Raw genomic sequence first — 13,166 nt, forward strand, 5'->3', positions numbered from 1 at the left:
ACGACCGGGCCACGGCGCCGGCCGGGCCTCATGGAGGCGCTGGCCTCGGCGGAAGCTCAGCGGGTGTTGGCCAGGTTGCGCATGAGGGTGACGTCCTCGGTCCTGATGCCCCGGCGGGCGAGTGAGACTGCCATGATCGGGGCGAAGTTGCAGCACCACTGCCACAGCCGGTCTGCGTTGACTTGGTCAGCAGTATCACTGAGCTGACGGCACCGGCGGCGGATGTCCGCTTCGCTGGCCGCTCCAGTTAGGGCGAGGTCGGTGAGGTCCATCGCTGGATCGCCGATACAGGGGCGCGGGTCGATCGCGACAATCCGACTACCGTTACCCGTCCGCAGAATATTCCCGGGATGAAGATCGCCGTGAAGAAGCGAATCCCCTTCATTTGCCATATCCAACGCAGCCTCGCGACATCGGCGCCAAACCTTTGCCCCAATCGGGGATTCCCTCAGGCTGCGCCGGCGTCGATCCCACAACTCGAAAACGAACCCCACGCGTTCACGGGCAAGGGGAACGCCAGCCGGCCGTGTCCTACGCGGCATGTAGAGGTCGCCGATGAGACCGGCAACGTCGGCGATTCCCCATGCACCGGCGGTGAGCTCAGCGGAGTCGGGAACCCATTCGAGCAGGATCGCACTACGGGTGGCGTCCACGTCCACCAGATCGACGACGGTGAGAGCGTCCGTCCAGTACGCCAGTGCAGCCGCCTCTTGCTCCGTGACCGCCCTGTCAGGTGAGAGCTTGAGTGCGTACCGTGATTTCGTCCTGGTCGAGACGCACTCGACAACGGCGCCCGTCCCGCCCGCGCGAACAGACTGAGGCTCGAGCGCCCACTCCTCACAGACCTCCTCAACAAGCGCTGCGAAGTCGTCGATCCAGGCCGCAGCCCCGGAGCCGAATCGATTGAGAAGTCGGTCACGGGCAGCTGTAGGCAGCGCAACCAGTGTCATGTAGCGATGTTAGGTGCTGCCGCGCCGCCGCTGCGAAGACGCTCCGGTCAGGCGTTGAGGCAGTTCACCCACGGGTTCCCCGGACGGGACGGAGGCGACGAATCAGACGAACGACGCCGTCACCAACCGCCGCGGGTCGGCGTATGTCCCTTGCGGGCATCGTCGGGCATTGCCATTTCGGCCCGCAGGCCCAGGAGCCGGATCGGACGGCCCGCTTCGATTCCGGCTGCGAGGTCCAGGGCCCGCGCGAGGATTTCGTTCCGGTCGAATGTCTCGGGGATCTTCCTCGCGTGGGTCTTGGTGAGGAACGGCGCGTACCGGACCTTGAGGGTTAGCCCAACCACGGGCCGTCCTTCGGCGGCAACGTCCTCGAGGACACGAGCTGTCAGGTCCCGTACGGCGTCGTCCACCTGGGCGGGCTCGGTCAGGTCCCGCTGGAAGGTGGTCTCCCGGCTATGCCCGCGGGCAACCCACGGGGTGTCGTCCACAACGCTGGCGCCGTCCCCGCGTCCGAGCTCCGCGTACCAGGGACCCATCCTGGGGCCGAACTCCGGGACCAGGTCTTGGGGGTCGGACGCGGCGAGCTCGGCAACTGTGTTGATGCCGAGCTTGGCCAGCCGGCCCGACACTTTGGTTCCGACGCCCCACAGCTCGCTGGTGGGCCGGCTGCCCATGACGTCGAGCCAGTTCCCTGCGGTGAGCCGGAAGACGCCGGCCGGCTTCCCGAAACCGGTGGCGACCTTGGCCCGGACCAGGGTGTCGCCGATGCCCACGCTGCAATGCAGCTGCGTTCGCGCCAGGACAGCGGCCTGCACCTCACGGGCGTAGGCTTCCGGATTCTCCGTCTCAATCCCTACAAAGGCTTCATCCCAGCCGAGCACCTGCACGGTGGCGCCGGGCTGCGCGCGCAGGGTGGCCATCACCGTTTCAGACGCCGCGAGGTAAGCCTCATGATCGACGGGCAGGATCACCGCGTCGGGCACTTTCCGGGCCGCGACGCGCAAGGGCATTCCGGAACCCACGCCGAACGCCCTGGCTTCGTAGGATGCGGTCGACACCACGGCCCGTTCCCTGGGGTCACCCCGGCCGCCGACAATGATCGGCTTGCCCGCAAGCTCCGGCCGCCGGAGCACCTCGACCGCCGCGATGAACTGGTCGAGATCGACGTGCAGCACCCACGGGATTCCGCTCACGCCACCAGTCTGCCCTAAACTCCCCTGGCAAGCATCGGCTCTCATCGAGCTTGGGTATTCACCTGGCCTCAGGTTTGCGGCCGGGTTTGGCTTAGTGTCTGATTCGCCGGGTCAGAATTCCAGGTCCGGGCGGTGTCTGGCGGTCTCGGCGAGCACGAGGGAGACCGCCTCGGCGGCGATCGCACCGCCGTCGTCCTCGTGGTTCTGTCCGGGCGGCGACGGCGGCACCAGGCGGGCGTGGCGCACGAACCGGGGCCAGTCGCCCGCGCCGGCGCGGAGCGCGCGGAGCGGGGACAGCAGGGCGGCCCGGCGCACCCAGCCGTCGGGGTCCCGCGCCCACCGGTCCAGGACACTGTCCGCGCGCACCCTGCCGACGACGTCGAGTCCCTCGATCAGGGGACCCACGACGTCGACGGCGAGCGGATCGACGAGGGCGCCCAGGCGTGCACTCCGCACGAAGCCCTCGACCCGGGTCAGGTCCGTGTTCGTCAGCAGACCGACGCTGGATTGCAGGAGCACGACGGCGGCGAGGCGGCGTTCGTAGACGGGCACCTCCCACAGCTCGGTGCTGAGGGCGGTGACCTCATCGTGTGTCAGCCCGGGGTGGCGGCGGAGGGCGTCGCGGACCGTCCCGCGCACGGCTCCGACGGATGCGCCGTAGTAACGGTGGCCGCGGCCGTGGCGTGCCTCGGACTCCTCCGCGCGGCTCCACGACGACTCACGCTGAAGCGCAAGATCGATGAAATCGCCGGCATCGCTCATGAGGACATTCTCCCGCCTGCCGCGGCGCGCGGGTGAAAATAGGCCGATCTGGGCCGGATGTGAATCCTCAGCGCATTAGTGGCTATTACCGTGGCTCCCCGGAGGATCCTTCGCGCGCTGAAATCGACGCCATAGCGGAAGCCGGCTTGACGTCGTATCCAGTTGCACGCGGCCCTGACCAGTTCAGCCCCAACAGCAAGCCATCCTGCTCGAGGCGCGGAAGCCATATCGAGCGCCACTCGCCGAGAGGAATCCCAGTGACTTCAAAACCGGTGTAAGCATCGACGCTGGAAACGATCTTTTCTGCACGAGAGGCCAAGGACCAGAACGGCATCGCCCGCCGTCCGCCCGCCCCCAACGGCGCCGGAAATCCTCCCGAATCACGAATTGTCCAAACCTGGCCCTCCCGCAGAACTTCTCGGTAGAACGCCTCAGCGTGTGCGGCACTAATGCTCATGCGCACATCATCCCAGACTGCTCTGTGATCGGTCGGCAGCATGAGGAATTCGAGGGGAACGCCCGGCACGCACGTCGCCCGCCGCCGGTGCCTTACTGTCCGGGTGCCCGGTAGGTCGGGGTCTTCTTGGCCGCGTCGTCAATATCCTCCGGCATCATGAGCGGTTTCAGGCGCACATTCACGGATCCCGTTGCGTTGATCATGAGCGACAGCGCGGCGGCGTCGGAGGCCTCCGGGACCTCGAAGACGCCCAGCACGTCGGTCTCCCCGAAGGCGTAGTAGAAGCACTCGAGCGAGCCTCCGACGGATTTGAGGGCGTCCACAAGCGCATCGCGGCGCTTCGTCCCGCCTTCGCGCATGAGGCCCTTAATGCCCTCGCCCACGTAGTTCGCTTCGAACAGATACTTGGTCATGGTTTTTCCCGTCCCGTGAAGTCCAGGACTCGGGCATCCGCAGGTGTGTCCAGAACTCTTTGCGGGTTGGTCCCGGAGTTGGTCCCCAGAGTGGGGCTGTGGCCACATCCTAGGCCCTCCCCGCACGCCCTTACAACGGGTTGCCGGTGGGTTCCCGGCCGCGAGGAAACCGGATTAGGCCGGCGGCCGGCAGCTCAGGAAACCTTGGGCCGGACCACGAGGACGGGACACGGCGCATGGGTGATGATCTGGGTGGCCGCCGACCCCAGGTCCAGGCCGGGAAATCCCCCGTGTCCGCGGGCGCCAACGACGACGAGATCCGCGTCCCTGGCGGCCTTGATGATGGCTGACGCCGCGGAATCGCTGTGAACGATCTGCCCGGTGGCGGCCACCCCCTCGCTTTCAGTGGTCGCCAGGGCATCAGCCTGGACCGTCTCGGCGATTTGTTGCGGGGATTCCTCGGCCACGATCTCGCCGGCGGCCGTTTCGAGCACGGCCGGAAACCAGGACAGCGGCGGCTTGCTCCAGACCGTGACCAGAAGGATCCGGCCGCTGCGCAGCTTGGCCTCGTCCATGGCCCACCTCAGTGCGTTTTGCGAATTCTTGGAACCGTCAAAACCAACCACAATCACGAACGAGCCTGTACTGGTCATTGTCTTTCCAATCCCTAGCCTCGGGGGCAGCCTGGATCTTTCAGTCTCGATGACCGTGAAAGTCAGTGTCAAGGTCCGCGCCATCGCTGTGGAGCCTCCCGGGTTCCCAGCAAAGTTGAACCACAGACCCTATGACAACCCGTCCGGAGCCTCTAGTCTCTTGCCATGAGAGTTGGGGGCGGATGTCGGCGGCTGGGTTCCCGCCGTCATGGGCAGGGTTGCCTCAACGGCGCGGCGCGACGGCGGGCGGGTGGCTCATGAAGACCGATACATCCCCGGGCCATGACAATTACGACGCCTTTCTGGCGAGGCTGGACGCTGCCACAACTTCCCTGAGCACCCGGGCGGCGTCGCTGGAGAAGGCACTGGCCGCCGTCTCGCTGCTCCTGGACCCTTACGAATCGGCCGTCACGAACTGGGAACGACGGCGCCTCCACGTCAGCGGGCAACTCGCCCGGCACTCCGGGTCGCAGCAGTCCCGCACCGCCCTGGGCGAACTCCACGACGTGGCGGTCAACATGGAAGCGATGTTCCGGGACCGTGCCCAGCGCATCAGGGACAAGTTGTCGGTGATGCAAGGCCGTCGCGAGGCAATCGACAAGTCTCTGCTGGAACTCGAGCTGAGCAGGGTCAAACTCACGTCGTCCCGGCTGCTCTCAGAGGACCGGGAAAAACTCAGCGCGGTCTTTTCCGCCCTCGCCGGTCCCGCCGTGGCCACCTCGGCCCCGCCCGACCGGGGTCTGCTGAGCGATCTCAAGGAAGCACGCAGGGCGGTCATTTTGGCGGAAGCGCTGATGGAAGTGAAGGGGTACTAATCATGGACAATCCACGGCACGATCAGTCCCGGCAGCACACTGTCGCCCTGGTCCGGTGGTCCAAGAAACCCGGCGAGAATCCCCTGGTCCGGTTCGTCATGTTCAGCGTCCTCGCCTTGATCCTGTGCCTCATCCTGATGATCTTCATCCACGGCCTGAGGAGCTTCGGGGCCATTGTGCTGTTCACGGTCATCGTCGCGGCCGTACTGACGGGTCCCTCGGTCTCGCGTCGAAGGGCTTTCATGACGGGGCTGACAAAACGGGTAAACGACACGATCGCCGAGGTGACGGGAACCCCTGGTGACCAGCTGTCGGTCAAGGAATTCCGGCGTATGGTCAAGAGCGGCGAGCGGCTGCCGCTCCTCGTTGGCGGGGTGCCCGGGCTGAACCTGCACGTGGAACGGGTGGCATCGGCGGAGACGGAAGCCCCGGAGAAATGGATGGCCGTGTTCACCGTGGTCCCTCCAGAAATCGGGACCGCCAGTTTCGATCGGCTGGTTGCCGCGGCGAACGACGCGCACCCCGGGACCAGAGGTTCCTAGGCGGCCGGCGCGGGCTTCAGGCCCCTGGCGTACGCGGCCTGCCCGGCGTGCTGGAGGCAATCGGCAATCGTGCTGACCAGCCGCACACCAAGCGTGACGGGCGGATCCCAGCGGGTGTCGACGATGCGGTCGAAGTCCGCATCGCCGAGGCTGGCCAGGAACTCCCCGGTCTGCCGGTGCACGGCGTCGTAGTAGTCGAGTAAGAGCCCGGGCGGTGCCTTCACGGCGTCGACCTGGCTGCTGGAATGGCCGTAGCCGGTGTCGCGCTCGGACAGCGGCAGCCCGAACCGCCCGGCAAACCCCTGCGAGGTCCAGACCTGTTTCAGGCCGGCGGCGGCGGCCACCTGTGCGTCCTCGACCCGGCTGAGGTGCCAGATCAGCCACGCAATGGAGTTACCGTTCCCCGAAGGCCGACGGAGCAGAACCTCGTCGTCGGCCCCGTCGAGTGTGGCGGCCACGGTCTCGCGGATCCGGGCGAATGCGTCGAGCAGCAGTTCGTTGGATTTCATCGGGTCCCCTCTCTGCGCATTTCAGGTGAGCCCCCATGCTTGCATGGATGCAGCACCACGAGATAGGGCGCTCCCCCGGGCTTTGTGGATCCGCCATGTGGCCCTCCCCGCCTCGTTTCACGGCTTCGGCGACGGTGTGAGCACCATCGCCGATCCGCCGCCGCGCCTCGCCGGCTCGGCCGCTGCGACCATGCGGCCGTCGGGCAGGAACTCGATGGCGGTCGCGGCCCCGATTTCTGCCGCCGAAGTGAAGGCATCCCCCGACGGTGTGAACTGATGGCCGTACCGCTTGAGCTCCTTGCCGTGCAGCGCGATGAATTTCGGCTCGGCCGTGACCGCGGCCGTGTTCCGTTGCGAGGCGCGGGGTGCCGCGATGGCCTTCGAGATGTTCATGCCCAGGTCCACGCGGTTCAGGATCGTCTGCAGGACGGTGGTGATGATGGTCGATCCACCGGGCGAACCGAGCGCGAGGAACGGCTTGCCCTCCTTCAGGACGAGGGTGGGCGCCATGGACGAGCGCGGGCGCTTGCCCGCCTGGATCCGGTTCGGGTCGGTCTTGTTGAACACGGTGGAGAAGTCGGTCAGCTCGTTGTTGAGCAGGAAGCCGCGGCCGGGGACCACAATGCCGGATCCTCCGGTCTGCTCGATGGTGAGCGTGTACTCGGCCACGTTGCCCCACTTGTCCGCGACCGTCAGGTTGGTCGTCGAGATGTTCTCGGTGTCCTTTTCATCGACGGGCGCCGCGGCGGTGGCGGGGCACACGCCGTCGTACGAGGACACGTCACCCGGCAGGACGGGCTTGGTAGCGGCCTTCCGGGGGTCGATCTGGCAGGCGCGCTCCTTCCCGAACAGCGGGTCGGTGAGTGCTGCGGTGGGGACGTTGCCAAATGCCGGGTCTCCCACGTAGTTGCCCCGGTCCGTGAAGGCAAGCGCGCTCGCCTCGAGGTAGTGGTGCAGCGCCCCGGGCGCGGACATCCCGGACAGGTTGAACGTGTCCAGGATGTTCAACGCCTCTCCCGTGGTCGTGCCGCCGCTGCTCGACGGCGCCATGCCGTAGACCTCCAGATCGCGGTATTCCACCTTCGTGGGCTCCTGGTCCAGGGCGCGGTAGGCGGCCAGATCCGCCGTCGTCATGGAGCCGGCCGGAACGGGCAGTGTGGTGCCGGCGGTTTTGGGCGGAGCCTGGACGGTGGCCGCGATCTCGGCGGCGAGCGGGCCGGCGTAGAAGCCGCTCGTGCCCTCCTTCGCGAGGAGCCGGTACGTCTCGGCGAGGTCATGGTTCCGGAAGACGCTGCCGACGGCGGGGGCGTCCCCGCCCGGGAGGAAGAGGCTGCTCGTCGAGGTGAACGCCTCGAAGCGTGCACTGTTGTCGAGGGTCTGCTGGCGGAACGTTTTGTCGACCACGAAGCCGCGGGTGGCCACCTTGATGGCGGGCTTGAGGGCATCGCCGAGGCTGACAGAGCCCCACCGGTCCAGGGCACGCTCCCACGTCGCCGGCGTGCCGGGAACGCCGACGGCGACGCCACTCGTGACGAGTTCGGGCGTGAAGTTGTAGGGCTTTTCCGTCGCTTTGTCGATGAACGCGTCTTCAGTGATGCCGGCCGGTGCGGTCTCGCGGCCGTCGATCGTGCCGACGTCGCCGGTCTCCGCGTCGAAGTACACGAAGTAGCCTCCGCCGCCGATACCCGCACTGTACGGCTCCGTCACTCCGAGTGTTGCGGCTGCGGCGACGGCGGCGTCGGCAGCGTTGCCGCCCCTGCGGAGCACCTCGATGGCCGCGGCGGATGCCTCCGGGTCTACCGTGCTCACGGCGCCGCCGTACCCGGTGGCGGTCGAGGTCTTGACCGTTTCCCGTGGATCCGCGAACGCGGGGCTGGCGACGGCGCCGCCCGTTACGCTCAGGGCCACGGCCGCCGTGACGGCAACCATCCGACGTGTCACATGTGTCATAATCGCTCCCGAGTATTTGTGATGCGCATTGACATTTCCTGTCACGCTACTACGCGGCGGTGAGACACTCAAGACTGCCCGCCGCGGCATCGGCACCCCGGGCATGGCCGGCCGGCCGCTTCCGGCCGGGCGCTTCCCGCGCTGGGGCTGCATCGGCGCCATCTCCCCGTGGCGGCGGAATTATTTCGCCGCGGCGGCAGATTTCGTGAAAAGAAGTTCGGATTAGGTGCCGCTATCTTCTGTTTGGCAGAATTTGTGACTCGTGCGCGGCAAAAAAGTCCGCCCTCACCCTGCGGAAGCGCGGGATTCCAGCCATCACAGGGAGAACCATGATTTCCGTAAGCCGGGTCTCGAAGAGCTATGGCTCCGGGGCGACGGCGGTCCGGGCGCTTGACGACGTCTCGCTGTCCGTCGGCCGCGGCGAAATATTCGGCGTCGTTGGCCAGAGCGGTGCCGGCAAGAGCACGCTGATCCGCACCATCAATTCACTGGAGCGTCCGGATTCGGGCAGCGTCAGCGTCGACGGCCGCGAGATGACCACGCTTGCCGGCACGGAGCTGCGCGCGGCCCGGCACAACATCGGCATGATTTTCCAGCACTTCAACCTGCTCAGCAGCCGGACCGTGCAGGCGAACGTGGAGCTCTCCCTGGAGATCACCGGCGCCGGGCGGGCCGCAAGGCGGGCCCGGGCACTCGAGATCCTCGAACTCGTGGGCCTGCACGGCAAGGCCGCCGCCTATCCCGCACAGTTGTCCGGCGGGCAGAAACAGCGCGTCGGCATCGCCCGGGCGCTGGCGTCCAGCCCATCGGTCCTGCTCAGCGACGAGGCGACCTCGGCGCTCGATCCGGAAACCACACGGCAGATCCTTGATCTCATCCGCCAGCTCAGCAAGGACCTGGGGCTGACCGTGCTGCTCATCACCCATGAAATGGATGTCGTGAAGCGGATCTGCGACTCCGCCGCCGTCATGAGCGGCGGGCGGATCCTGGAGCAGGGTCCCGTGGAAGAACTGCTCACAACCGAGAAGTCACTGCTGGGCCAGGCCCTCTTCCCCCTCGGGGAAATCCCGGAAACCTCCAGCGCCATCGTGGAGATCACGTTCAACGGCGTCACCACGGACCGCCCCGTGATCGCCCAGCTGGCACGCAAGCACGGCATCGACGTCGGCATCCTGGGTGCCGCCGTTGAAACCATCCACGGGCGCCAGACCGGACGCACCAGGCTCGAACTGCCCGGCGACACGAAGACCGTCGCCGGCGCCGTGGCCGATCTCCGTTCCCAGGGACTCTTCGTGGAGGTACTGCAGTGATCGACCGCAATGACCCGTACTTCTGGTCCGACCTCCTGGACACCATCCTCAAGGGTGCCGGTGAGACGTTCTACACCGTGGGCCTGAGCCTGCTGTTCACGGTTGTTTTCGGCCTCGCCGCGGGTGTCCTGCTCGTGACCACCGAGTCCGGCGGCCTGCTGTCGAAGCTCTTCGGGAGCCGGGCGCTGGGGTTCTTCGTCAACCGGGTGCTGGACGTCGTGGTGAACATTGGCCGGTCCATCCCGTTCATCATCCTCATGATCCTGCTGATTCCCTTTACCCGGCTGCTGGTCGGGTCCTTCATCGGACCGACCGCGGCCGTTGTCCCGCTGACCATCGCCGGCATTCCGTTCTTCGCCCGGCTGGTGGAGATCGGCATCCGCGAAGTGCCCGTCGGGCTTGTCGAGGCCGCCCAGTCCCTGGGTGCCACCCGCTGGACCATCCTGACCAAGGTCATGGTGGCCGAGGCGGTTCCGGCCTTGGCCCTCGGCCTCTCCACCACCGTGGTCGGCCTCATCGGCTACTCGGCCATGGTGGGCGCCGTGGGCGGCGGCGGCCTCGGGGATGTCGCCTTCCGCTACGGCTACCAGCGCTACAGCCCCGAATACATGTTCGGCGTCGTTATCCTCCTCGTCCTGCTGGTGCAGGTGTTCCAGTCCCTGGGCAACTTCGCGGCGCGGCGCCTGTCCCACCGGTAGCCGACCCGCCGGACCGAAAATTTCCTTCCTCCACACGTTCCATTCTGCGAAAGAGTTCCAAATGTTCCGTTCACATGTCCTGAAGGCCGCCGCCACCGGAGTGGCCGCCATCCTCGCCCTGTCCGCCTGCGGCGCGGGCACCTCCACCGGTTCGGCCGAGACCATCAAGGTGGGCGCCCTCGCGGTGCCGGCCGGGGACATGCTCAAGCATGTCCAGCGGGAGCTCGCCGCCAAGGAGGGCCTCACCGTGGATTACAAGGAGTTCAGCGACTACAACACGCCCAACCCCGCCGTGAGCGACGGCGACATCGACGCCAACCTGTTCCAGAACACGACGTTCATGGAGACCTACAACAAGGCTTCCGGCAAGGACCTCGTCAGCGTGGGCAAGGTCTACCTGCCGCCGATGGCCCTGTACTCCAACAATGTCCCCAGCCTGGAAGAGCTTCCCGTCGGCGCCTCGATCGCCATCCCGAACGACCCCACCAATGAGTCCCGCGCCCTGAAACTGCTGGCGTCCAAGGGGCTGATCGAGGTCAGCGACAACCCGATCACGCTCAAGGACGTCAAGGCGAACCCGAAGAACCTCCAGTTCACCGAGATCGAAAACGCCAGCCTGCCGCAGGCCCTCAACGACAAGGACGCGGCCATCGTCACCCTGGCCTTCGCCCTTCCCGCCGGCCTGAGCGCCGACAAGCAGCTGCTGGTCGAGGGCAAGGACAGCGCCTACTACAACGTCCTGGCCGTGAAGTCCGAGATGAAGGATGATCCGCGCGTGCAGAAGCTGTACAAGATCCTGACCTCGCAGGACATGAAGGATTTCCTGCAGACCAAGTTCAAGGGCCTGGTGATCCCGGCGAGCTGACGGGAATCTGGCGGGCGGCCTGGCGCAGCACCCCACGGCAGACGCCGGCCAGGGCGTCCCTGTGCCCGTCCAGCCAGGCCAGCCGCTGGTCCTCGAGGCGGATCTTGTCGTAGTCGTTGCCGGAGAGGTGCTCCCCGTCGAGGGCACGGCTGCGCCGCCCGAGGCCCCGCTTCAGCCGCTTGGCCTCCAGCAGCAGCGGCAGCGCCTCCATCTCCGCCGCCGTAGGGTGCATCTCCTGGCTGTAGGCGGCGAGCAGTTCAGTGACGCGGTCGAGATCGAGCGCCACCTTGTTATCGGCGTCCCCGGAGCCGGTGTAGACCTTGCCGACGTCGTGCACGGCGACGGCGAGATCCAGCACCCGCACGTCCGGGTGGGCGCTGTCGAAGTCCAGGACCCCCACCACCTGCCCGCCGTCGAAGACGAGGCTGCCGCGCCGGGCGCCACCGTGGACCACGGTCCGGGGCAGCTCCGGCAGCAAACCGGCCAATCGCCCGGCCACGTCCCCGGCACGGGTCCGCAGCGCCGGGTCCACACCCGGCTCCGCGGCCCTACCGCGCAACTCCCTGAGCAGGGCCGGCTCGGCCACCGGTGCCGGCTGGTCGGCGACGACCCGGTGGTAGCGGCCCAGCGTGTCCCCCAGCGCCCGCACGTGCGCGAGCGAGCCGTCGTCGAACGGCTCCCCCGCGACGCCGCGGGTGGCGATCCACCACCGGCCGAAGAGCTCGACATGATCGACGCCGGTGCGGGCCGGGACCAGTTCCGGCGCCGGGAACCCCCGCGCCCGGAGCAGCCGCATCAGGGCCAGCTGGCCGGCGAGTTCGTCGAGCGGCTTGGACCGGTAGGAGCGCCGCAGATAGTGGATGCCGTCCGCGGATGCCACGCGAAAGTGCTCGTTCTTGCCGCCCGGCACCAGGCTGATCGAGGCCCAGCCGCCCAGCGGCCACAGGGCGGAGAGCTCGGCCAACGGGAGTTCCTCCCCGGCACGGTCCAACAGCACGCCCGCCGCGGTGGTCATGCCCCGGCCCGCCCCTCTACCACCCGGTAGAACTCGTCCCGGTACAGCCTGAACTCGGCATCGCCGCCGTCCCGCCAGTCGGCCTCCCCGGACTTTATGCTGCGGTTGACGCTATGGAGGATGTAGCGCGCCCAGTGGAAGCGCAGGTTCCGCAACAAGTCTCCGCGCGTCGCCTCGCGGTAGGCGTCGAGGAACGCCGCGCTCGCCTCGTCGGCCCGCGTGATGTCGCCGGTGGCGTCATACACGCCCACCCGCATGCGGTGCAGGAATTCGGCGGCATCGCGGGCCGGGTCGGCCGGCGCGCTGCGGTCCAGGTCAATGACGGTCACGGTGTTCTCGGTCAGGAAGACGTGGATCGGCCGGTACTGCCCGTGGCTCTGGGCCTGGACGCCGTCCACCGTGTCATACGTGAGGCCATCCAGCCGTTGGAGCATGCCCAGTGCCGTGTCGACGTAGCCCGGGTCGTCGGCAACCACCTTGGCCAGGCGCTTGGCCAGGCTGGTCAGCTCGCCCGTCACGAGGAGGGACTGCGGCGCCCCGACCCGAAGGTCCACGCCATGCAGGTGGGCGAGCCAAGACCCGGCGCGGGCGGAGGCGCGGGTGAGGTCCGCGACGTTCCCGCCGAGCAGCTCAGACAACGGCCGGCCGGGCGCGCCCCGGCACAGCAGGACCTTTTCCTCTCCGTACCAGGCCAGCGGCTCGACGGCCTGGAAATCGGAGCCGGCCCCCAGCCCGGCGCCGCGCAGCGCCTGCAGCTTGGCGTGGACCGCGGGACCGTCCTCGAAGGGGAAGAGCTTGGCGAACACCGGGGGCCCGCCGTCGAGTTCGACCTGAACGGTGGCGGCCCCGGAGCCGTCCAGCTGGATCACCTGCGTGGTCCAGGCCCCGCCGCCGCCTGCGGCGTCCGCGCCCAGGTGGGGACGGACGTACCGGTTGAGGAATTCCGGGGTGCGGACACGGTCGGCACGATCGGCCTGCTGCTCCATCACCTGGCGCATCTGGGTGCGGATCTGGGTGCGGTTCATGCGTCCTCC

At 67.6% G+C, this 13,166-nt stretch carries 15 protein-coding genes; 5 read left to right on the forward strand and 10 right to left on the reverse strand.

Annotation, left to right across the window (positions count from 1 at the left end; all coding sequences use genetic code 11):
* Window positions 1-56 precede the first annotated feature (56 nt).
* The 6 genes from AC06G6_RS11040 to AC06G6_RS11065 all read right to left on the reverse strand — a co-directional run bounded on the left by AC06G6_RS11040 (window position 57) and on the right by AC06G6_RS11065 (window position 4,428).
* Entirely contained in the window at window positions 57-950 is an 894-nt protein-coding gene (locus AC06G6_RS11040) for an aminoglycoside phosphotransferase family protein (protein ID WP_479821961.1), read from the reverse strand.
* Between the two features lie 119 nt (window positions 951-1,069).
* On the reverse strand, window positions 1,070-2,143 hold the full coding sequence (locus AC06G6_RS11045; protein ID WP_479821963.1) for a DNA polymerase IV: 1,074 nt from the start codon (window positions 2,141-2,143) through the stop codon (window positions 1,070-1,072).
* Window positions 2,144-2,254: 111 nt separating this feature from the next.
* Window positions 2,255-2,905, reverse strand: coding sequence for a DNA alkylation repair protein (locus tag AC06G6_RS11050; protein ID WP_479821965.1), 651 nt, complete (start codon window positions 2,903-2,905; stop codon window positions 2,255-2,257).
* Between the two features lie 85 nt (window positions 2,906-2,990).
* A complete protein-coding gene (locus AC06G6_RS11055; RefSeq protein WP_479821967.1) occupies window positions 2,991-3,404 on the reverse strand; it encodes a DUF2750 domain-containing protein in 414 nt (137 codons plus the stop codon).
* Between the two features lie 50 nt (window positions 3,405-3,454).
* Window positions 3,455-3,775: a GYD domain-containing protein gene (locus tag AC06G6_RS11060; RefSeq protein ID WP_479821969.1), complete on the reverse strand. Its 321-nt coding sequence runs from the start codon at window positions 3,773-3,775 to the stop codon at window positions 3,455-3,457.
* A gap of 194 nt (window positions 3,776-3,969) precedes the next feature.
* Window positions 3,970-4,428 (reverse strand): universal stress protein, encoded by a 459-nt coding sequence (locus tag AC06G6_RS11065; protein WP_479821971.1) that lies wholly within the window; start codon window positions 4,426-4,428, stop codon window positions 3,970-3,972.
* A 257-nt stretch (window positions 4,429-4,685) separates the two neighbouring features.
* Here AC06G6_RS11065 and AC06G6_RS11070 point away from each other — a divergent pair, with 257 nt between their 5' ends.
* Window positions 4,686-5,243: a hypothetical protein gene (locus tag AC06G6_RS11070; protein ID WP_479821973.1), complete on the forward strand. Its 558-nt coding sequence runs from the start codon at window positions 4,686-4,688 to the stop codon at window positions 5,241-5,243.
* A 2-nt stretch (window positions 5,244-5,245) separates the two neighbouring features.
* On the forward strand, window positions 5,246-5,785 hold the full coding sequence (locus AC06G6_RS11075) for a hypothetical protein (protein ID WP_479821975.1): 540 nt from the start codon (window positions 5,246-5,248) through the stop codon (window positions 5,783-5,785).
* On the opposite strand, the gene AC06G6_RS11080 is transcribed toward AC06G6_RS11075, so the two are convergent.
* Entirely contained in the window at window positions 5,782-6,294 is a 513-nt protein-coding gene (locus AC06G6_RS11080) for a mycothiol transferase (protein ID WP_479821977.1), read from the reverse strand. The two genes, AC06G6_RS11075 and AC06G6_RS11080, sit on opposite strands and share 4 nt — an antisense overlap.
* 117 nt (window positions 6,295-6,411) lie before the next feature.
* Window positions 6,412-8,244, reverse strand: coding sequence for a gamma-glutamyltransferase (ggt, locus tag AC06G6_RS11085; RefSeq protein ID WP_479821979.1), 1,833 nt, complete (start codon window positions 8,242-8,244; stop codon window positions 6,412-6,414).
* A gap of 329 nt (window positions 8,245-8,573) precedes the next feature.
* Here ggt and AC06G6_RS11090 point away from each other — a divergent pair, with 329 nt between their 5' ends.
* From AC06G6_RS11090 to AC06G6_RS11100, 3 genes are all read left to right on the forward strand, one after another.
* Window positions 8,574-9,554: a methionine ABC transporter ATP-binding protein gene (locus AC06G6_RS11090; protein WP_479821981.1), complete on the forward strand. Its 981-nt coding sequence runs from the start codon at window positions 8,574-8,576 to the stop codon at window positions 9,552-9,554.
* Window positions 9,551-10,252, forward strand: a complete 702-nt coding sequence (locus AC06G6_RS11095) for a methionine ABC transporter permease (protein WP_307465493.1) — start codon at window positions 9,551-9,553, stop codon at window positions 10,250-10,252. The genes AC06G6_RS11090 and AC06G6_RS11095 overlap by 4 nt, the downstream gene beginning before the upstream one ends.
* Window positions 10,253-10,313: 61 nt before the next feature.
* Window positions 10,314-11,117 (forward strand): MetQ/NlpA family ABC transporter substrate-binding protein, encoded by an 804-nt coding sequence (locus tag AC06G6_RS11100; protein ID WP_479821984.1) that lies wholly within the window; start codon window positions 10,314-10,316, stop codon window positions 11,115-11,117.
* On the opposite strand, the gene AC06G6_RS11105 is transcribed toward AC06G6_RS11100, so the two are convergent.
* Window positions 11,089-12,132, reverse strand: a complete 1,044-nt coding sequence (locus tag AC06G6_RS11105) for a phosphotransferase enzyme family protein (RefSeq protein ID WP_479821986.1) — start codon at window positions 12,130-12,132, stop codon at window positions 11,089-11,091. The genes AC06G6_RS11100 and AC06G6_RS11105 overlap by 29 nt on opposite strands.
* Window positions 12,129-13,157 (reverse strand): hypothetical protein, encoded by a 1,029-nt coding sequence (locus tag AC06G6_RS11110; protein WP_479821988.1) that lies wholly within the window; start codon window positions 13,155-13,157, stop codon window positions 12,129-12,131. Before AC06G6_RS11110 ends, AC06G6_RS11105 begins: the two co-directional genes overlap by 4 nt.
* Between the last annotated feature and the right edge of the window lie 9 nt (window positions 13,158-13,166).

This window comes from Arthrobacter sp. CJL-S3, assembly GCF_056711635.1.

Coding starts and splice junctions, on each gene's coding strand:
- AC06G6_RS11040 (WP_479821961.1), bottom strand. CDS start 950: ATGACACTGGTTGCGCTGCCTACAGCTGCCCGTGACCGACTTCTCAAT.
- AC06G6_RS11050 (WP_479821965.1), bottom strand. CDS start 2,905: ATGAGCGATGCCGGCGATTTCATCGATCTTGCGCTTCAGCGTGAGTCG.
- AC06G6_RS11055 (WP_479821967.1), bottom strand. CDS start 3,404: ATGCTGCCGACCGATCACAGAGCAGTCTGGGATGATGTGCGCATGAGC.
- AC06G6_RS11060 (WP_479821969.1), bottom strand. CDS start 3,775: ATGACCAAGTATCTGTTCGAAGCGAACTACGTGGGCGAGGGCATTAAG.
- AC06G6_RS11065 (WP_479821971.1), bottom strand. CDS start 4,428: ATGACCAGTACAGGCTCGTTCGTGATTGTGGTTGGTTTTGACGGTTCC.
- AC06G6_RS11070 (WP_479821973.1), top strand. CDS start 4,686: ATGAAGACCGATACATCCCCGGGCCATGACAATTACGACGCCTTTCTG.
- AC06G6_RS11075 (WP_479821975.1), top strand. CDS start 5,246: ATGGACAATCCACGGCACGATCAGTCCCGGCAGCACACTGTCGCCCTG.
- AC06G6_RS11080 (WP_479821977.1), bottom strand. CDS start 6,294: ATGAAATCCAACGAACTGCTGCTCGACGCATTCGCCCGGATCCGCGAG.
- ggt (WP_479821979.1), bottom strand. CDS start 8,244: ATGACACATGTGACACGTCGGATGGTTGCCGTCACGGCGGCCGTGGCC.
- AC06G6_RS11090 (WP_479821981.1), top strand. CDS start 8,574: ATGATTTCCGTAAGCCGGGTCTCGAAGAGCTATGGCTCCGGGGCGACG.
- AC06G6_RS11100 (WP_479821984.1), top strand. CDS start 10,314: ATGTTCCGTTCACATGTCCTGAAGGCCGCCGCCACCGGAGTGGCCGCC.
- AC06G6_RS11105 (WP_479821986.1), bottom strand. CDS start 12,132: ATGACCACCGCGGCGGGCGTGCTGTTGGACCGTGCCGGGGAGGAACTC.
- AC06G6_RS11110 (WP_479821988.1), bottom strand. CDS start 13,157: ATGAACCGCACCCAGATCCGCACCCAGATGCGCCAGGTGATGGAGCAG.